This is a genomic window from Prauserella aidingensis, from assembly GCF_024171865.1.
Classification (GTDB): Bacteria; Actinomycetota; Actinomycetes; order Mycobacteriales; family Pseudonocardiaceae; genus Prauserella; species Prauserella aidingensis.
Map to the genome: position 1 here is coordinate 70,113 of NZ_JAMTCN010000023.1, position 16,222 is coordinate 86,334.

At 69.0% G+C, this 16,222-nt stretch carries 22 protein-coding genes, 1 pseudogene and 1 CRISPR repeat array; of the genes and pseudogenes, 16 read left to right on the forward strand and 7 right to left on the reverse strand.

The features are described 5' to 3' along the window. Nucleotides 1-404: direct repeats of the CRISPR family, unit length 36 nt; unit sequence GTTGCTGCGCCTACGGGCGCAGCCCTTCATTGAGGC. 77 nt (nucleotides 405-481) lie between these two features. The 3 genes and pseudogenes from LY13_RS19885 to LY13_RS19895 form a co-directional block, all read right to left on the reverse strand. Continuing rightward, nucleotides 482-1,291, reverse strand: a pseudogene (locus LY13_RS19885) (helix-turn-helix domain-containing protein); the annotation flags it as partial. Next, nucleotides 1,231-1,764, reverse strand: a complete 534-nt coding sequence (locus LY13_RS26030; protein ID WP_253830119.1) for a DUF6879 family protein — start codon at nucleotides 1,762-1,764, stop codon at nucleotides 1,231-1,233. The pseudogene LY13_RS19885 and the gene LY13_RS26030, both read right to left, overlap by 61 nt. After that, nucleotides 1,761-1,970, reverse strand: a complete 210-nt coding sequence (locus LY13_RS19895; RefSeq protein WP_253830120.1) for a hypothetical protein — start codon at nucleotides 1,968-1,970, stop codon at nucleotides 1,761-1,763. Before LY13_RS19895 ends, LY13_RS26030 begins: the two co-directional genes overlap by 4 nt. Nucleotides 1,971-2,302: 332 nt before the next feature. On the opposite strand from LY13_RS19895, the gene LY13_RS19900 reads away from it, so the two are divergent. The 3 genes from LY13_RS19900 (at nucleotide 2,303) to LY13_RS19910 (ending at nucleotide 3,815) form a co-directional block, all read left to right on the forward strand. After that, the gene (locus LY13_RS19900) at nucleotides 2,303-2,530 is read left to right on the forward strand and encodes a hypothetical protein (RefSeq protein ID WP_253830121.1); all 228 of its coding nucleotides are present in this window, start codon (nucleotides 2,303-2,305) and stop codon (nucleotides 2,528-2,530) included. Between the two features lie 107 nt (nucleotides 2,531-2,637). Further along, nucleotides 2,638-3,411: a DddA-like double-stranded DNA deaminase toxin gene (locus tag LY13_RS19905; protein ID WP_253830122.1), complete on the forward strand. Its 774-nt coding sequence runs from the start codon at nucleotides 2,638-2,640 to the stop codon at nucleotides 3,409-3,411. Beyond that, the gene (locus LY13_RS19910; RefSeq protein WP_253830123.1) at nucleotides 3,408-3,815 is read left to right on the forward strand and encodes an Imm1 family immunity protein; all 408 of its coding nucleotides are present in this window, start codon (nucleotides 3,408-3,410) and stop codon (nucleotides 3,813-3,815) included. Before LY13_RS19905 ends, LY13_RS19910 begins: the two co-directional genes overlap by 4 nt. A 984-nt stretch (nucleotides 3,816-4,799) precedes the next feature. Here the strand turns inward: LY13_RS19910 and LY13_RS19915 are convergent. After that, nucleotides 4,800-5,156 carry a cupin domain-containing protein gene (locus tag LY13_RS19915; protein WP_253830124.1) on the reverse strand — a complete coding sequence of 119 codons (357 nt, stop codon included), beginning with the start codon at nucleotides 5,154-5,156 and terminating at the stop codon, nucleotides 4,800-4,802. Then, complete coding sequence (locus LY13_RS19920; protein ID WP_253830125.1) at nucleotides 5,153-6,724, reverse strand: transcriptional regulator; 1,572 nt, start codon at nucleotides 6,722-6,724, stop codon at nucleotides 5,153-5,155. Before LY13_RS19920 ends, LY13_RS19915 begins: the two co-directional genes overlap by 4 nt. A 178-nt stretch (nucleotides 6,725-6,902) precedes the next feature. On the opposite strand from LY13_RS19920, the gene LY13_RS19925 reads away from it, so the two are divergent. Then, a complete protein-coding gene (locus LY13_RS19925) occupies nucleotides 6,903-7,109 on the forward strand; it encodes a hypothetical protein (RefSeq protein ID WP_253830126.1) in 207 nt (68 codons plus the stop codon). Here the strand turns inward: LY13_RS19925 and LY13_RS19930 are convergent. Then, nucleotides 7,087-7,437: a GntR family transcriptional regulator gene (locus LY13_RS19930; protein WP_253830143.1), complete on the reverse strand. Its 351-nt coding sequence runs from the start codon at nucleotides 7,435-7,437 to the stop codon at nucleotides 7,087-7,089. The genes LY13_RS19925 and LY13_RS19930 overlap by 23 nt on opposite strands. Nucleotides 7,438-7,559: 122 nt before the next feature. Between LY13_RS19930 and LY13_RS19935 the strand changes: the two genes are divergently transcribed. From LY13_RS19935 to LY13_RS19990, 12 genes are all read left to right on the forward strand, one after another. Then, entirely contained in the window at nucleotides 7,560-7,928 is a 369-nt protein-coding gene (locus tag LY13_RS19935; RefSeq protein WP_253830127.1) for a hypothetical protein, read from the forward strand. Then, a complete protein-coding gene (locus LY13_RS19940) occupies nucleotides 7,928-8,293 on the forward strand; it encodes a hypothetical protein (protein WP_253830128.1) in 366 nt (121 codons plus the stop codon). Before LY13_RS19935 ends, LY13_RS19940 begins: the two co-directional genes overlap by 1 nt. Continuing rightward, nucleotides 8,290-8,724, forward strand: a complete 435-nt coding sequence (locus LY13_RS19945; RefSeq protein ID WP_253830129.1) for an RRQRL motif-containing zinc-binding protein — start codon at nucleotides 8,290-8,292, stop codon at nucleotides 8,722-8,724. The genes LY13_RS19940 and LY13_RS19945 overlap by 4 nt, the downstream gene beginning before the upstream one ends. Further along, nucleotides 8,724-8,981: a hypothetical protein gene (locus LY13_RS19950; protein ID WP_253830130.1), complete on the forward strand. Its 258-nt coding sequence runs from the start codon at nucleotides 8,724-8,726 to the stop codon at nucleotides 8,979-8,981. Before LY13_RS19945 ends, LY13_RS19950 begins: the two co-directional genes overlap by 1 nt. Beyond that, nucleotides 8,968-9,288 carry a hypothetical protein gene (locus LY13_RS19955; RefSeq protein ID WP_253830131.1) on the forward strand — a complete coding sequence of 107 codons (321 nt, stop codon included), beginning with the start codon at nucleotides 8,968-8,970 and terminating at the stop codon, nucleotides 9,286-9,288. Before LY13_RS19950 ends, LY13_RS19955 begins: the two co-directional genes overlap by 14 nt. Continuing rightward, nucleotides 9,285-9,596: a hypothetical protein gene (locus LY13_RS19960; protein ID WP_253830132.1), complete on the forward strand. Its 312-nt coding sequence runs from the start codon at nucleotides 9,285-9,287 to the stop codon at nucleotides 9,594-9,596. Before LY13_RS19955 ends, LY13_RS19960 begins: the two co-directional genes overlap by 4 nt. Then, a complete protein-coding gene (locus LY13_RS19965; RefSeq protein ID WP_253830133.1) occupies nucleotides 9,596-10,720 on the forward strand; it encodes a hypothetical protein in 1,125 nt (374 codons plus the stop codon). The genes LY13_RS19960 and LY13_RS19965 overlap by 1 nt, the downstream gene beginning before the upstream one ends. After that, the gene (locus LY13_RS19970; protein WP_253830134.1) at nucleotides 10,720-12,933 is read left to right on the forward strand and encodes a hypothetical protein; all 2,214 of its coding nucleotides are present in this window, start codon (nucleotides 10,720-10,722) and stop codon (nucleotides 12,931-12,933) included. Before LY13_RS19965 ends, LY13_RS19970 begins: the two co-directional genes overlap by 1 nt. A 290-nt stretch (nucleotides 12,934-13,223) precedes the next feature. Then, nucleotides 13,224-14,165 (forward strand): bifunctional DNA primase/polymerase, encoded by a 942-nt coding sequence (locus tag LY13_RS19975; RefSeq protein WP_253830135.1) that lies wholly within the window; start codon nucleotides 13,224-13,226, stop codon nucleotides 14,163-14,165. Between the two features lie 32 nt (nucleotides 14,166-14,197). Beyond that, entirely contained in the window at nucleotides 14,198-15,247 is a 1,050-nt protein-coding gene (locus LY13_RS19980) for an AAA family ATPase (RefSeq protein WP_253830136.1), read from the forward strand. A gap of 178 nt (nucleotides 15,248-15,425) precedes the next feature. After that, nucleotides 15,426-15,617 carry a helix-turn-helix transcriptional regulator gene (locus LY13_RS19985; RefSeq protein WP_253830137.1) on the forward strand — a complete coding sequence of 64 codons (192 nt, stop codon included), beginning with the start codon at nucleotides 15,426-15,428 and terminating at the stop codon, nucleotides 15,615-15,617. Further along, nucleotides 15,614-15,982 carry a hypothetical protein gene (locus tag LY13_RS19990; RefSeq protein WP_253830138.1) on the forward strand — a complete coding sequence of 123 codons (369 nt, stop codon included), beginning with the start codon at nucleotides 15,614-15,616 and terminating at the stop codon, nucleotides 15,980-15,982. Before LY13_RS19985 ends, LY13_RS19990 begins: the two co-directional genes overlap by 4 nt. Here the strand turns inward: LY13_RS19990 and LY13_RS19995 are convergent. Continuing rightward, a partial coding sequence (locus LY13_RS19995; RefSeq protein ID WP_253830139.1) for a transposase occupies nucleotides 15,948-16,222 on the reverse strand: 275 nt, incomplete at its 5' end. The two genes, LY13_RS19990 and LY13_RS19995, sit on opposite strands and share 35 nt — an antisense overlap.

The window sequence follows — 16,222 nt, forward strand, 5'->3', positions numbered from 1 at the left end:
GTTGCTGCGCCTACGGGCGCAGCCCTTCATTGAGGCCAAGCTGGCCTACACCACCGTGGCCTTCGATCCGAAGTTGCTGCGCCTACGGGCGCAGCCCTTCATTGAGGCTCGGTGAACGTCACGAACGCCAGCCCATGCCGGCCGAGCGGTTGCTGCGCCTACGGGCGCAGCCCTTCATTGAGGCCCACAAACCGAGAACCGCTAGACCGGAAGGAAAGTTGCTGCGCCTACGGGCGCAGCCCTTCATTGAGGCGGCGCACCCGCGTGATCTGAAGACCGGACGCGAGCCCGGGGTTGCTGCGCCTACGGGCGCAGCCCTTCATTGAGGCGTGGTCGACCCCGGCGAGGTCATCCAGATGGTCTGGGACGTTGCTGCGCCTACGGGCGCAGCCCTTCATTGGGCGGCGAGGGCGGATGCTGCGCGGGTGAGGATGGCGCGGGCCGCGTCGCCTTCGGCGGCGACGCCCCACAGTTGGTCGGTGACGGATCGGTAGAGCGTGACGTCGTCCGGGGCGGTGGCGATCACGTCGGTGTGGTTGACCTCGATGGTCACTGTGTCGTCGAGGATGGTGTAGCCGTGCAGGGTGATCGTCGGAAGCTGCGTGTCGAGCGGGATGATGCCGAGTCGCACGTGCCCCAGTCCGGAGAGGTTGGCCAGGCGGTCGAGTTGTCCGCGCATGACTTCGGGTGGGCAGATCGGATTCCGCAGTGCGGCTTCGGCCACGAGGATCTCGACCGTGCGGGAGGGTTCGTAGAGCACGTCCTGGCGTCGGACGCGTTCGCGGACGGCGTCGTCGGCGTCGTCGGGGGAGTCGGCCATCGCGGCAGCGATTTCGAACACTCGGCGTGCGTAGTCCGGGGTCTGGACCAGGCCGGGGACGAGGAAGAACTCCACCATCGTGATGTGGGACGCGGAGCGTTCACTGGCGGCGGTGTCGCGCTGCACCGTGGCGTGGCCGTGACGTAGCCGGCGTTTCCACCGGTCCCGGTCCAGCCGCAGTTCGCGGGCCTCGTCGCGGAGGGTGGCGAGCGTGTCGGCGTCGGCATCGACGGCAGCGGCCCATGCGGCGAGGTCTGCGTCGCTGGGCAGGGTGCGGCCGTTCTCGACGCGGGACACCTTGGAAGCGACCCAGCCGATGTGCGCGGCGAACTCCTTGCCCGTGCGGAAGCCGGCACGCTCACGCAGGTTGCGGAGCGTGTCGGCCAGCGCCAACTGTCGTTTCTCGATACTCAACGGGCCTCTGCGAGGTCGGCGTGGTGGGTGGCGTGCGGCCACACTGTGTCGCGCCACCGCTGGGAGTGGGCAACGGTGGCCGGGGTGTCGTCGACGTCGATGCCGACGAGGTCGGCGGCCGGGTCGAATCGCAAGGTGACGACCCGCTCGCCGTCGAGGATGTAGAAGTCGTTCTCGGGCATCGGCACGGCCAGGTCGCGGGCTCGTGATTCGGCAATCCAGCGCAGGTCTTCGCCTGCGGCCACGTTGTGGCCCTGGCTGGTGGCGACCATCCATTCCAGGTAGGGCGTGAGTGGTTCGGTCAGCATGCGCAGCCGTCCGAACGGGATGCCCGCCTGCCGGAGCCGGGCGATGTAGTCGCGCCACGCCCGGTCGTCATCGGTGTCGACCGCGGGGCGTCCGGCTTGCCAGTCGTGGAGCGCGGGCTCGTCGACGGCGTAGTGCCCCTGACATTCCCAGCGCCACGACGAGTGGCGCACCGTGTCGAGTAGCGGGCCGAGCGCCTCGGGTGCGAGGTGCTGCACTGTCACTGCTGTGTCTCCGGTGCGTACTGCAGCAGGGCCTTGGGTATCTCGACGGCGGTTTCGTGGTCAGGCAGCCCGCGGGCGCGAAGCGCGGCCAGCGCCTCGGGGTCGGTGACCTTGGTTCCCTGCACGACGTAGGTGCCGCGGTCGGTTGCGTACAGCTCGGGGCAGCCGCCGTTTTTCGATGTGGTGCCCAGGTGCGTCAGCTTCACGGTCAGTCCTCCATGCCTGTTGTTGTGGAATCTACAGAATCCATGCAACCCGACGTATCGGCGAGGCCGCATCAGGGTGTCACGCGACAGGGTGTGTGCACTGTGCGTGTCCAACATGACCCTTTCAGGTGTCTTTGCGGGATAATTCTATGAATTCTATTGCCGGGCAGTCTTGTCTCGATGAGGATCGGTACGACGTGAGCTAGGGAGGTCGTCATGGGATGGATCAGCGGGGCGTGCGAGTTGTCCGACGCAGTCGTCTGCGCCGATGGCACTTCGGCAGGTGGCCAGTGCGACGACGACTCCGACGAGGGCTGCGACGAGGGCGACGAGTGATCGCCCGGGATCGTGAGCTGCTCGCTCGTCTCGGGCAGGTGAATGCCGACCTGGGGCGGGCCGTCGTCGAGCTGATGTCCGCGCAGGACGGCGGCGAGTTGCCTGTAGACGGCGTTCGTGAGTTGGCTGAGCTGCTCGGCGGTATGTCGGCGGAGTTGTATCGCCGTGTCGGCGAGCTCGAGTCCGGCTGCGCACCGGCGCGTGTGGTGATCGACGCGCACTGATCTCGCCTGCTCGGCTGGTGACACTCCGTGCTCCCGGCCGGGCAGGCGCACCAGGACCGTCGGGGTGATGTGCCAGGCTGCGCGCCGCACGCGCTGGGGGTGGTGCCATGTCGGTCGAGCAGCTCGCGGAGATCATCGGCCGCGTCCTCGACCAGATCGCCGCCGCGCGCGCCGCGCTCGCCCACGCCTCGCAGGCCACCGTCGAAGCGCGCGACCTGTACGCCTACTGCCTCGATGGTGCCCACGTCCCGGACGCTGCCCAGGCGCCCGGCGTGGCCGCGGAGGCCGTCGAGCAGGTCGACCGGCAACACGGCCGCCTCGCCAAGATCGAGCAGACGCTGCGCGGCTACCTCGACCAGCTCGGCGCCACCGTCGCCCAGCCCGCGGCACGCGCGTCGCAGCCGCCGGCGCCCGCCGAGTCGGCATCGGTGGCTGAGGAGGTCACCGCCGCGGACGGTTCGCGGTATCCCGCGGCTGCCGGATGGTGCGCCGACATGCTGCCGCGCCGGGTGCGCGAGGGTCAGGCGGGTGAACGCACGACCGGCTACGCCGACGGCAGCCTGACCCCGTTCCGCTCCGGCAACGATGACACGTGGAGCCCGGCCATCCGGCAACGCATCGTCGAGCTCGGCCTGCCTGCCCGCCGCGCCAGCTTCCTCGCCTCGCACGTCGAAATGAAGGTCGCCACGATGATGATCACGACCGGCCGGCGACACTCCGAACTGGTGATCAACCACGTGCCCTGTGGCTCACAACCGCGCCAGGCGTCAGGATGTCACCAGTACCTCGCGCGCTACCTTCCCGAGGGCTACTCGCTGACCGTGCGCGGCACGACTCAGGACGGAACACCGTACAGTCACACCTACGAGGGGACCGCATGACCACCACAGCGCCGCTCCTCGACAACGAGGACGTCCTGCTCACCGGAGCCGAGGATGCCGAGCAGGTCATCGACCAGCTGGCCGAGCACAACCGGCGTCGCGAACGTGCCGAGGCCGGGCTGTGCTGGTGGCTGCAGTGCCGGCCCGGCGACGAGGCCCCGGCGCTACTCGTCGGTGTGCGTGGTGAGGTCGGAGCGTTGCAGTGGTTCGAGGGCGCGCAGACGCAGGCCCCGCAGCAGGGCGCGAACGGTGACCGCGTGGACTACTTCACCCGGTGGGGACACCACAACAGCGTGCCCCCGCACGTCGAGGTTCCCCTCGAGACCGTCCACGCCGCCGTGCGCGAGCTCGCCGCAACCGGCGAGCGGCCCACCTGCGTGCAGTGGACCGAGGCACAGCCGTGAGCGCCGAGTGCAGCTGCTGCGAGCGACCGACCGTGCTGCGCCCGGCCGAGCGCGACACGTGCGAGGACTGGCGGGTGCGCGGCGCCTTTCGTCGGCGATGGCCGCGCGCGAGCGACACCGAAGCCGGCGCCAGTCGAAACGGAACCCGCAGGACATAGGACGTCCGTACGACCTCCATCACGCGGCGGTGAGTACGTGGTTGAAGGCGACTGGCGACCCTGTGCGGGTGGCTGCGTGGGCCGGGCATTCGGTGTCGGTGTTGCACGACACCTACGCGGCGTTCCTGGACGGCGGGGGCGAGACGGCGCGGCGCCAGATCGAAGCGGCACTCGGGCATGGGCGCTGAGCCATGGCGAGGCCCTGTCCACACATTGTCCACGGCTGCCCGTAGAAGCCCGGGGTTGGCCGGGTATGGCCGGGTAACAAGCGAACGGCCCGTGACCGGCGTTGCTGCTGGTTACGGGCCGTTCAGTTGGGCGCCCTCGGCAGGATTCGAACCTGCGACACCTGCCTCCGGAGGGATGGGGTTAAGGCGACTGCGCAAGCCGCCTGACCTGGAATAACACGAGTTCATGGATCGGCGAGAGTGCGCTTTGCACGTGCATTGCACGTACGGACCGGGAAAGGGCGGCTGAAACACTGGTGGGGCGCCCCTGAGTGTTCCAGCCGTCCTTGTTACAGGTGTGACCCAAAGAGAGAGTGGGAAGTGACAGCCGGGGACGGGTGTCACTCTGCTGTCACTCTCGTTTTAGCAGGTCAACCGGCAAACAGTGACAGAGTGACAGGTGTGACAGTGAGGGCACGCCTGCCTGTCACGCCTCTCCACGTGAAGCGGCTGAGCCGCCTTCAGGCGTCACGGCAAGTCCAACCACACCGACCCGGTCGAGTTCGCCTGTCTGCGTGGGAAAACATGCCCCTTCGATCCGCCTTGCTCTGCCGCTGAGACGCCCACCGGGCGCCTGTTCCTGATGGTCGGGTGCGAGGTCATTGGGGCAACGATGGCCACCGGACGGTGAGGACAACAGAGTCCTCCTGAGCCTCCCACGAGTGATCGGTACCGGGCCCCCAGACCAGGTAGTCGCCCTGCCGGGTCAGCGGGGCGTCTCCGTCGCGGAACTTGACGTGGAAGTGGCCGGAGACGAGTAGGACGAGCGTGGTGCGCTTGTCGCCGGTCACCCAGTCCGCGCGCTGCTCGCCTGCCTTGTGTACGCCCCATTTGACCTCAAGTGTCTCTGTCGAGCGCTCGCCGGCCGATGGGTCGATGAAGTGCCCGAGGATCCATCCTCGGGTGTCGGTGCCGTCGTCGTCTGCGTTGCCGCGGTACCAGGTGCTGGCGCTCAATCGAGTTCCCAATCGATGGTCGGTGCGTCTACGCGGTCGCCGCCGATCTCGCCGAGGCGACGCAGTCCCTGCAGGAAGGCGAAGAGCCCTTCGTTGCTCCACGCCTTGTCGGTTACGAGTTCTTCGAGCATCTCGCGGTCGGCGCTGGAGTATTGCCGGAGGCTCTCGGATTCCCAGTTCGCCGCGATCTCGCCGCCACACTCGGCCCAGAAGTTCTCATCCTCGATGACGACCAGGCTGGCGTACTCGTAGTTGCCGCTGACCAGGTTGAGGCCAAAGCCCGTGCACTCCATGCGCCACGAGTCGGGCCGTTCCGTCAGCCACCGCATCGGCGTCGACAAGCGGCTCGGGTGCATCGGGTCGGCGCTGCGCGCGGGGCTGATCGTGCCGTCGACGTCGTCACGGCCGAACAGTTCCTCCTCCATCTCACGGGATAGCGTGGCGCCGATCTGCGTGTCCTCGCGGTAGTCGGATAACGGTTCATGAAAGCTCTTCGGGATGACCGCCAGGCGACGGGCGGCGTTCAGCACGCGGCCGCCGCGCTCCTGTACAAGCAGGAGGTAATCCAGCTTGCGACGTCGCATCGTTGCAGGCCGCGCGATCGCGGTGAGGGCCAGCGCGCCGCCCGCACACAAGCGTGAGCCGACGTCGAGAACAGCCGCGGCGTCCGGCATGTAGTGGCTGCGCAGGGGCAGCGATCGCGCGTCGAGCGTCTGCCCAGCCACGATTGCGTCAGCCAGCTCGGCTTCGAGTAGATCCATCGTCAGGGCGTACTGAGCGAACGACGTCAGGCCGAATGTCCCGGCCAGCTTGCCCGGCGCCACATCGATGTCGACCAGGCGATACAGGTCTGCGTCGACCAGCCGCGTATTGGCGTCGAGAGTCTCGGCAAGGCGACGCACCGCACCCTCGACCGCGTGTTCCGGCATCTCCTTGGCTTCCAGCGTCGCCTTGCGAGACAGATCTGCCTGGTCGTTCTCCGGCGTCAGCGAACACGCGAGGTCGACCCATTGCGGGTGCGACAAGATGCTCGTACTGACGGAGCCGTCGCCGGCGTGTGCGCTGTACCGCCCGTAGCCGTCCGGTAGATCCGCGTAGAACTCACGGAGCGCGGCTGCGGTCTGCTCGCGGTCGACCTTGCCCCTTGCCTGACGACGGTCCTTGACCTCGCCGGGCTCGGTGCTGACGAGTTCCTTCGCGACCCGCTTGCGCGCGGTCCCGGGCTCCCACCCCGCGTGCTGGTCGAGCCAATCGAGCGCCGCGCCGATGTCCGGGTCTTCACTCAACCTCCGCTCGGCCTCGGTCAGGTCGCGATCCAGCTCGGCTGCTTTCGCTGTTTCCGCCTGGACGTACAGGCCGAAACGGGCCTGGACCTCCGGGTCCGCATTGCGGAGCACCGTGTCCAGGGCGCTCTTCATCTCCTGCGTGCGAGGCCCCGAGCCCCCGTTCCAGTTCGCGACGGTGCGGGTGGCGACGCCGATCTTCTCTGCGAACTGTTCATGAGTCATCCGGTACGCCTGCTGCAGCATCACCGCACGCTCGGCAGTCCAGTCGTCAACGACGTCCATCGCGCGTCACCTGCCTCCGTCCTCACCTCGTGCATTGCCGCTGCACCCCCACTGCATTGCCGCTTCATCGCAGGTCAGAGGCTTACGCGCTTGAATTAATGCCATGAGCAACGGAGCACCGCAGACAGGATCCCGGAGCGCCGGGACTGCGGTCTCCACCTTTGAAGAGGAGGACATCATGGCGAAGAAGGACCCTCTGCAGGCGCTGGCCGGTGGCGGCGGTGGCGGGCTCAAGAAGGTCGCCGGTATCGCGCTCGGGATCGCACTGTTCGTGATCGTCGTGAAGTTCCCGGGCGAGGCCGCCGACTGGGTCGGCGACCTCTGGAACCTCGGCGAAGGCGCGATCGACGGCATCGTGAGTTTCATCCGGCAGGCGGCGGCGTAGTTCCGATGGCGCTCTCGATGTCAGCCAGCCGGTGTTCCAGCTCCGTCACGGTGTGCTGGAGCTTGGCAACGGTCTCGTGGAGATCTTCCGAGGCTTCCGGGGCTGAGTCGGCGACGAAGGCGCCGACAGTCGGCCGCACGACCAGCCAGCCCTCGTCCCGAAGGGCGCTGACTGCCCGCTGCGCGGTGTTCATCGCGACGCCGTGTTCCTTCGCCAAGTCACGGCTGGACGGCAACTGCGTTCCAGGCTCGAGGGTGCCGCTGCGTATCGCACGGCGGATGGATTCGGCTACCTGCTCGTAGCGGGCAAGACCCGGTTCATCGCTCATCACGGCCCCGAGCATAGCGCTTGATGACCACTACTGACTTAGTTCACCCGGACAGCGGAGCGACATGATGACGCATGCTGACTTAAGTTAAAGTGCGTCATCAATCAACGGGAAGGAAGCAGATGCACACGGCACGGATCACGGACGGGACCGCTCGTGAGGCGGTCGAGGTCGCGAGTGATGAGTACATCTACGCAGCTCAGAAGGAGGAACGAGCGATGGATGAGCGCGAGGAGGTTGACCGGCTGCTTGAGGACGTCGACCGCGAGTTGGCCGAGGAAGAGGAGATGGCCGAGTGGCGGGCGCGGCGCCGGTTCAACGATGTGCAGCGCATCCACCGGGCGCGTCGCCGGGCCGAGCGCGAGCAGCTCGACCTGCTGACGCGGCAACACCCGCCCACCACTGGTGTGGCGCCGTCGGGGAAGTCCACCGCGACCGCGCTGCGCTCGCTGGCCGAGCAGCGTCTCGCCGGTGGCGAGGTGGCGGCGTGATGACTCGTCTGCTGATCACCGGTGACCCCGGCGCGGCGGCCCGAACGGCCAGGAACGCGCACGCCGCGCCGGGGCTTCCCAACCAGACGCGAACACATTTGAAGGGAAGGACCCCAATGGTAGAGACGACTGGCCCCGCCGCTGCGAGCGCGGCGCAGGAAGAAGCGTTGCGCGCCTTACGCAGCGCTGAGGATGCGGTGAACGCGTGGCTGGATCTGGCCCAGGCCGAAGCCGAGGCCCGGGGTGGCGACCCGCTGCGCGATCAGGCCTACCGGGCTGGGCTGCGGTTGTGGTCCGTGTTGGTTGCTGCGGGCGGCGACTTCGCCACACGCTCGGCTGCGGCCGAGGCGGGTGAGGGCCGGTGAACCCGCGCAAGCGCCGGCAGCGGCCGGTGACGGTGTTCGACGGGCGCACCCACCATGTGGCGCTGTGCCGGGGCTTCCGGGACACCTTGCCGGTGTTCGGCTGGGGCGAGGCCCCGTCGACGCTGCTGACCCGCGCCCAGCTGCGCGAGGCCGGGTTGCGGCCGAACGGGCACGGCCCGTTGGCACTGCTGGTGTTCCGTCACCACAAGCCGATGGCGCGGGAGACGGTGGCCGAACTGTTCTCGGTCGAGCTGGCCGCCCCGCAGCGCGGCACGATCATCCAGCGCTACGCCAAGGTCGAGCAGGCGTTGCGCGCTCGCCGGGTCTGCGTCGAGTGCCGCCGCGATGTGGGCTACTACGTGCCCACCTCCACCCGCACGTGTTGGGACTGCGAAGGCATCGAGGCCTTCGGCGAGGGGGTGGCTGCGTGATGTCGAGCTTCGACGTACTGGCCCGCTACGGCACCGCCGCGCTACTGCGCTTCGCGGCCGCGGTGGCCCTGTTCCTGGTCCTGCACCTGATCCGCATCCCGCTCGTACTGGCCGCCCGGGTGTTGGAGGTGGGCATGCGCCGGGCGGACGCGTTCGCCACCCGCCAGGCCAGCCGCCCGCCCGAGGGCCCGATCAACCACTTCTTCACTGACGAGCACACCACTCATTCCCGGGAGGACACCCGTGTCTACGCCTGAAAACGCCACGCCCGGCCAGGGCTGCACGGCGCCGCAGTGTGAGGGCTGCGAGGCCGCGATGGATGCCGAGGACGTGTTCCGCTACACCCGCGATCTGCTGTTCCTCGCGCTGCTGACGTGGGTGCTGCATCTGGCCACTCACGACCTGTCCGGCGGCTGGACGGTCTGGTCCTACGCCGTCGCGGCTTTCCTCGCAGCGTGCGCCCTGCGCTCGCTGGGCCGCCTGGCCGGCCCGCTCGACCGTTCCGTGGTCCGCGGAGCCCGTGCCCTTGCCTACTGGACGCGGAAGGCGGTGACCCGCAAATGACCGAGCTGCAGACCTACCGCCGCGGCGAACTGACTGTCCACGACGGACAACGGTCGGCGCCGACGCGCACCGATCAGGCCGTGACGTGGATGGGCTGGCACCTCGCCGAGCTGGCCGCGGTCGGCCTGCCGCTGGTGCTGGCGGTGACGGTGGCGTGGTGGCTGGCCGGGCTCTCGGTCCTGGCCGGGGCCCTGTGGGCCGCCCACGAAGCCACCCGCCGCAAGCGTTCCGACAAGGCCGAGGGCCGGGCGTCGCAGGCCGTGCCCAGTGCTGAGAAGTCCGACGCGAACGGGGAGGGGATCGCCTGATGAGCTGGGCAGAGCTGCGTGAGCAGAAGCGGGCGGACCGGCAGGCCGAGGCTGAACAGCGGAGGTTGGACGCCGACGCTGAGGCTGACCGCCGGTTGCGGGTTGAGCAGGCCCGCGCCGAGCAGGAACGGCGGGAGGCCGAGCAGGTCGCCGAGCAGCACCGTCAGTTGAAGGCCGAGCGGCGGGCTCGCCGTGCCGCGGTGAGTGCGTGGGTGCGCGGGCATGTGGTGGATGTGCTGATCTACCCGGCCGTGCTCGTGGCGTTCGCGATGGCGGGGCCGTCGATGGCCGCCTACGGCGCGCAGGTGTACGGCAGCCCGCTCGGCTGGCTGTTGCCGGGCATCTCGGAGTTGCTGATGTTGGCGTTCGCGGTGGCGGTGCTGATCGCCCGCCGCCGCGAGCCCGACCGGCCGGTGCTGTGGCTGCAGGCAGGGGTGTGGGTGTTCGCCGCCCTCTCGGCCGGGCTGAACTTCCTGCACGGCCTCGACCGCGGCTGGACCTCCGGCGCGGTGATGGCGCTCGTGGCCGTGTCCGGCATCGCCGCGCATCAGCTCACCCTCGCCACGCCTCCGCGGTCGGCGGCCGAGCGGGCCGAGGCCCGCATCGCACGGCGCGCGGCCCGCAAGGTCGCCCGCGTCCGCAAGGCCGCGGTGCGCCAAGCCGTGGCCGAGCTGGACGCCGACGGCACCGCACGCCTGGTCTACGCCCCGGGCCGCTACGTCCTCACCGCCCGCGGCCGCCGGTTGGAATCGGCGATCGACCCCACCCCGGCGGCCGAGGCGGCGGGCGTGCCGGCCGGGGATCCCGCGTGGGATGTGGCGCTGGCCGATCTGATCGCCGAGGCCGAGAACACCGGCCCGGGCGAGGGCGAATCGGCCCCGGAGTCCGGGGGCGGCGTGGCGACCCTCGATATCGCCGATGACCAGCACGAATCGAGCCCGGATCGAGGCCCGATCCGGCCCCGCGTGGGTCGCACCCTCGATCAGCTCCGCGCCGAGTTCGCCGCGGCGATCGAGGCGGGCGAGGTCGATCCGTCGTCGGCCGAGTCGATCCGCAAGGCGCTGCGGTGCGCGCCCAAGTACGCCCGCCAGCTCCGCGACGAACACACCGGAGGTGACGCCTGATGAGCACCCGAGACGACGAGAACCAGAACGAGAACGAAGGGCGGGAGCTGGCGCCGGTGCACTACCTACCGTCGACCCAGCACACCGACGCCGACGTGGCCGAGTCCGAGGTGATCGAGGGCGAGATCGTCACCGCCGAGCAGTACCGCGAGCTGCAGAAGCAGAAGGCACTTGAGCGCTACCGCGCCTACCGCCGCGACGCGGTTGTTGTGGGCCGGGCGGTCAAGACCGTCACGACACATCAGCGCACGAAGACGGTGGCGCGGCATGTGTTGGCGCATCCGGCGGCGGGGGTGAAGGTCGTGGCCAAGCGGTGGCGCGACACGCACGGGTCCTCGCGGTATGAGCGGCAGATGATGGCCGCCGAGCTGGAGGGCGATCAGGAACGGCTGCGGGAGTGGGAAGCCCGCGATGTGGCCGAGAAACAGCGCCGTCACCAGCGCACGATGGACTGGATCACGGCGCCGGGTCAGTGGATCAAGGCCGGTGTCGTCGGGCTGCTGGGCCTGGCCGGGTTCCTGCTCGCGGTCGGGTTCATCTTGTTCGCCGACTCGGGCAACCTCGCCGATGTGATCGCCCCGATCAGCGGCGTGATCAGCGCGATCGCGTTCGTGGTGTGGTTCGTGGCCGCCTACGGCGTGTTCCTGGTGTGCGGTGCTTCGGTGTTGGGGCTGTACTACCTGTACAAGCAGGGCCGCGACCACGGCGACACTCCGAAGTGGCTGGCCGCCCAGCCCACCGGCTCGGAAACTACCGACGCGGGGCTGGACGAGTCGATGGTGATGAACGCGCTGCGCAACCTGGGTCACCCGGCGCTGAACCGGAAGATCAAGGAAGGGTGGGGCACCAGCGTGCAGCCCACGTGGGTGCAGCCGCCCATGCCGGTCGGCCACGGGTGGGAGTTCGCGCTGCGCCTGCCCGGCGGCGTGCCCGCGGCCAGCATCAACGGCCGCAAGACCGTGCTGGCCCACAACCTCGGACGGCGCCCGGAAGAGGTGTGGGTCGAGACCGACGAGTCGGACCCGATGGCGATGAAGTGCCTGGTCCTCAACCCCGGGTCGCTGCGCGAGCCCGTGCCGGACTACCCACTGGCCGAGTCCGGCCAGGCCGATTTCTGGACCGGCTTCCCGGTCGGCATCGACGCCCGCTGGAACCAGGTCGACTCGCCGGTGTTCGAACGCAACTTCGTCTGGGCCGGGATGATGGGCTCGGGCAAGTCCACGCAGATCATGAACCTGTTGGCCGGGGCCGCCCTCGACCCGGTGGTCGACATCGACGTGTTCTGCTTCGCCGACAACAACGACTACGAGTGGATCCGCCCGATCGCCTCGACGGTGTCGATGGGCGACACCGAGGACAACGTCGCGGCCTGCCTGGCCCACATCTCCGGGCTGCGCGAAAGCCTGGCCGAGCGCGGGGCGGCGCTGCGGGAACACGGCATCAGCTCCGTCACCCGCGCCGCGGCCGAGCAGGACGAACGGCTGCGCCCACGCGTGGTGATCATCGATGAGTGCCAGAGCTTCTTCCGCCAGGACAAGCCCGAGGACCGGCGCGAGGTTGTCAACATGGTCATCCGGTTCTTCTCCGCCGCCCGCAAGTACGGCATCGTGCTCGGGTTCGCCACCCCGACCCCGTCGGACCAGTCGCTGCCGCGCGACGTGGTGGCGGTGACCTCGAACAAGTCGTGCTTCGCCATCGGTGACAAGGCCCGCAACAACGTCGTACTCGGCGAAAAGGCCTACGAAAGCGGCCTGTCCGCACTCGAACTCAAGCCCGCCGTGAAAAAGGGCGGCAAGATCGTCGCCCTCAACGACGTCGGCACCTCGGTGGCCGTCGGGTTCGCCGACCAGCCCGGCCTGCTGCGCTCCTACAACCTCACCGACGAGCAGAAAAAGGCCATCGTCGCCCGCGGCCTGGAACTGCGCGGCGGCACCGTCCGCCGCACCCACCTGCCCGCACCGGTCGAGCGGGACCTCCTCGCCGACGTCGCCGCCGTCCTCGGCCCGGACGAGGACAAGGTGCCCGCCACCGACGTGTGCGCCCGGCTGCGCGAGCTGGCGCCTGACCACCGGCCCTACGGGGCGCTCAAGGCCGAAGGATTGCGCGATCAGCTCGCCGAGTTCGGCGTGAAGGTCACCAAGGTCAGCGTCCTCATGGTGTTCACCGAGCGTGTCCGCGAAGCCCTCGCCGCCCGCGAGGGAGGGAACGACTAGCCACCCGGCGAAACCGGCCCCACAACGGGGATTGCGGGGCCGGTTTCCCTCGACTCCCTAACTCCCTCCACACCGATTATCGCAGCACACCCCTAGGGAGGCAGGTCCAGGAGTCGCGCAGGGAAAACTCCCTCGCTCTCCGGCGACTCCCTCCGCCGCTCCCTGCCGCTTCCCTACCCCTGCATGCCCAGATGCGACTACGCAACGTCACCACGGAAGGCAACGCGATGACCACGCGCACGGCCACACGAACCGACACCGAAGCCACTCACGGCACCGGAGGACGAGGGATGAACGGTCGGAAGCAGTTGACGAGGGTCGCGCTCGACGCGGCGGCACGCGGGTGGCACGTGTTCCCGCTGGCCGTCGGCGGCAAGCGCCCGGCCCTGCACGGCGCCACGCGGTGTCCGGGCACCGGACCGTGCGCCGACGGGCACCGCGGGTGGGAGCAGCGGGCGACCACCGACCCGGATCGCATCCGCCGGGCGTGGGCGCACGCGCCCTACAACGTCGGCATCGCCACGGGCCCGTCCGGGCTGTGCGTGCTCGACCTCGACACCGCCGAGCCCGGCGAACCGGTGCCGGAGCGGTGGGCGAAGCACGGCGTGCGGGGCGGGGAGGACGTGCTCGCCATCGTGGCCACCGAGGCCGAGCAGGACGTGCCCGGCGACACCCTCACCGTCGCCACCCCCTCGGGCGGACTGCACCTGTACTTCGCCGCACCGTCCGGTGTGGAGTTGCGCAACACCGGAGGCGATGCCGGGCGCGGGCTGGGGTGGAAGGTCGACACCCGCGCCGGTGGCGGCTACGTCGTCGCGCCCGGCTCGGTCACCGGCACCGGTGCTTACCGCTACATCTACGACGGGCCGGTGGCGCCGCTGCCCGAATGGTTGGCCGACCGGCTCGCACCCACGCCGCTGCCAGAAGCACCGACGGTGCCGATCCGTCCGGCCACCGGCCGCGCCGACCGGTACGTCACCGCGGCGGTGCGGGAGGAATGCCGCCGCGTGTCCGAGGCCCGCACCGACCGCAACGCCACCCTGTATGCCGCCGCGGTCGCCCTCGGGCAGTTGGTCGCCGGAGGCGCCCTCCCCGACGACGAGGCCCGGCAGGCCCTGCGGGCAGCGGCCGGTCGGCACATCGGCGTGCGCCAGTTCAGCGCCCGCGAGGCCGACAAGACCATCACCTCCGGCATGGCCGCCGGCGCTCACCGGCCCCGCCAGGTCGCCTGAGCACCCTCACCCCACGTTCCTGGAGTTGACTCATGACTGCTGCCCGTCCGCTGCAGCCGGTGCCCGAACCCCCGGCGCGCAAGACCCGCTGGACCGACGCCGAACTCATGGCCGTCGAGTTCCCCGAGCCGAAATGGGCCGTGCCCGGCCTGCTGTGCGAAGGGCTCAACCTGCTCGCCGGCGCGCCCAAGCTCGGCAAGTCCTGGCTCTCCCTCGGGCTCGGGGCCGACATCGCCAACGGTGACCCGGTGCTCGGCTCGATCGACGTCGAGTGCGGCCCGGTCCTGTACTGCGCCCTGGAAGACACCGGACGCCGGTTGCAGCGACGCAGGCGGCAGATGATCGCCCACAACGGCCGCCCCTCACCGCTACTCACGTTGGAAACCGAATGCCCCGTGATGAACGCAGGCGGGGCCGACGTGATCACCGAATGGCTGGACGAGAACCCGCACGCACGCCTGGTCATCATCGACACCTTCGCCAAGATGCGCGGCGCCGACCCGCACGGCATGACCCAATACTCCGCCGACTACGCCGCCGCCGCGCGGTTCAAGTCCCTCGCCGACGCCTACCAAGTGCCGTTCCTGCTGATCCACCACGTGCGCAAGCAAGGCGCCGACGACTTCCAATCCACCGTCTCGGGCACCAACGGACTCACCGGCGCCGTCGACGCCACGCTCGTGCTCGAACGCGCCCGCGGCCAAGCCGACGGCGTGCTCCACGTGACCGGCCGCGACGTCGAAGAAGCCGAATACGCCATGAGCTTCGACTCCGCCGCCGGGGCGTGGACCAAGCTCGACGGCCCCGCAGGCGACCACCTCATGGGAGACACCCGCGCCCTGATCGTGCGGTTCGTCCGCGACTACCCCGGCAGCAAACCCGGCGCCATCGCCAACGCTCTCGAACTCAACCCCGGCACCGTCCGCCAGACCTGCCGGCGCATGGCCGAACAAGGCCAACTCCACGCCGCCCCCGGCGGCACCTACCACCCCGCCGACGCGAGTGACAGCCACGACACCACCGACCTGTCACAACTGTCACTCCGTCACTCAACCCCACCCGACCAGGAAGAACACGAGTGACACCACCTGTGACACGCCACCCACCTGTCACGCCCGCCCGACGCGGTGACAACCGAGACACACCCGTGCTGTCACACCTGTCACTCCGTCACTGACGCCCGCCTGACCAGGAGGAATAGCTGTGACACCTGCTGTGACACCTCACCCACCTGTCACACCGAACGTACGGAGATCCGGTTTGGCCACGCCGAAGAGTCAACACCTCACAGTCGATGAAGTCTGCAGCGAACTGGGGATTGCCCGCTCGACGTTCGACGAGTGGCGCGCGAAGGGGCGTGCACCGCGCTGCGTGAAGTTGCCCAACGGCAAGCTTCGTATTCGCCGGGCTGACCTCGAATTCTGGCTTGAGTCCTGTTTGGAGGCCGCGTGATGAACTACAGCTACGACGTGCGGATCTGGGAAATCAAGGCACGGAAGAACCGAAAAGGCAGAGTCACCAGCTATAGCGTTCGCTGGAAGGTCGACAAGGAGGAGTTCTTCGAGTCGTTCAAACTCCGAGCACAGGCGGACAGCTTCCGTTCCGAGTTGCTCTTGGCCCAGCGGGCAGGGGAGCGCTTCGACCTTGGCACCGGGCTTCCGCCGCAGGCGAAGGTGACGGAACGCGTTTCCTGGTTCGATATGACGTCCAAGTACGTCGATATGAAGTGGGCGGACCTGTCGGCCACAGCGCGGCAAACGACGGCAGAAGCGCTTAGAGCTCCTAACGCATTCGGTTTGGGAGTCGTCGCCAGGTGATGAGGCTGCAGGCGAGCGCGAGGAACCCGTGGTGGATGTCGGTGCGGCGTTCCCAGCGTTCGGCCAGGCGGCGGAACTGGTGCAGTAGTGCGAGGGTTTGCTCCACGACCCAGCGCACGGGTTGGTTGTTGTCACGGGTGCCTCGGCGGCTGATCAGCGGTCGAATCCGGCGCTGTCGCAACAGGTCTCGGTACTTGTCGTGGTCGTAGCCTCGGTCGGCCACCACGGCCTCGGGTGTGC

What these genes read in the sequence shown, in the direction of transcription:
- LY13_RS19905 (WP_253830122.1), top strand. Translation starts at nt 2,638, where the DNA reads ATGTCGGTCGAGCAGCTCGCGGAGATCATCGGCCGCGTCCTCGACCAG.
- LY13_RS19910 (WP_253830123.1), top strand. Translation starts at nt 3,408, where the DNA reads ATGACCACCACAGCGCCGCTCCTCGACAACGAGGACGTCCTGCTCACC.
- LY13_RS19920 (WP_253830125.1), bottom strand. Translation starts at nt 6,724, where the DNA reads ATGGACGTCGTTGACGACTGGACTGCCGAGCGTGCGGTGATGCTGCAG.
- LY13_RS19925 (WP_253830126.1), top strand. Translation starts at nt 6,903, where the DNA reads ATGGCGAAGAAGGACCCTCTGCAGGCGCTGGCCGGTGGCGGCGGTGGC.
- LY13_RS19930 (WP_253830143.1), bottom strand. Translation starts at nt 7,437, where the DNA reads ATGAGCGATGAACCGGGTCTTGCCCGCTACGAGCAGGTAGCCGAATCC.
- LY13_RS19935 (WP_253830127.1), top strand. Translation starts at nt 7,560, where the DNA reads ATGCACACGGCACGGATCACGGACGGGACCGCTCGTGAGGCGGTCGAG.
- LY13_RS19940 (WP_253830128.1), top strand. Translation starts at nt 7,928, where the DNA reads ATGACTCGTCTGCTGATCACCGGTGACCCCGGCGCGGCGGCCCGAACG.
- LY13_RS19950 (WP_253830130.1), top strand. Translation starts at nt 8,724, where the DNA reads ATGTCGAGCTTCGACGTACTGGCCCGCTACGGCACCGCCGCGCTACTG.
- LY13_RS19960 (WP_253830132.1), top strand. Translation starts at nt 9,285, where the DNA reads ATGACCGAGCTGCAGACCTACCGCCGCGGCGAACTGACTGTCCACGAC.
- LY13_RS19965 (WP_253830133.1), top strand. Translation starts at nt 9,596, where the DNA reads ATGAGCTGGGCAGAGCTGCGTGAGCAGAAGCGGGCGGACCGGCAGGCC.
- LY13_RS19970 (WP_253830134.1), top strand. Translation starts at nt 10,720, where the DNA reads ATGAGCACCCGAGACGACGAGAACCAGAACGAGAACGAAGGGCGGGAG.
- LY13_RS19975 (WP_253830135.1), top strand. Translation starts at nt 13,224, where the DNA reads ATGAACGGTCGGAAGCAGTTGACGAGGGTCGCGCTCGACGCGGCGGCA.
- LY13_RS19980 (WP_253830136.1), top strand. Translation starts at nt 14,198, where the DNA reads ATGACTGCTGCCCGTCCGCTGCAGCCGGTGCCCGAACCCCCGGCGCGC.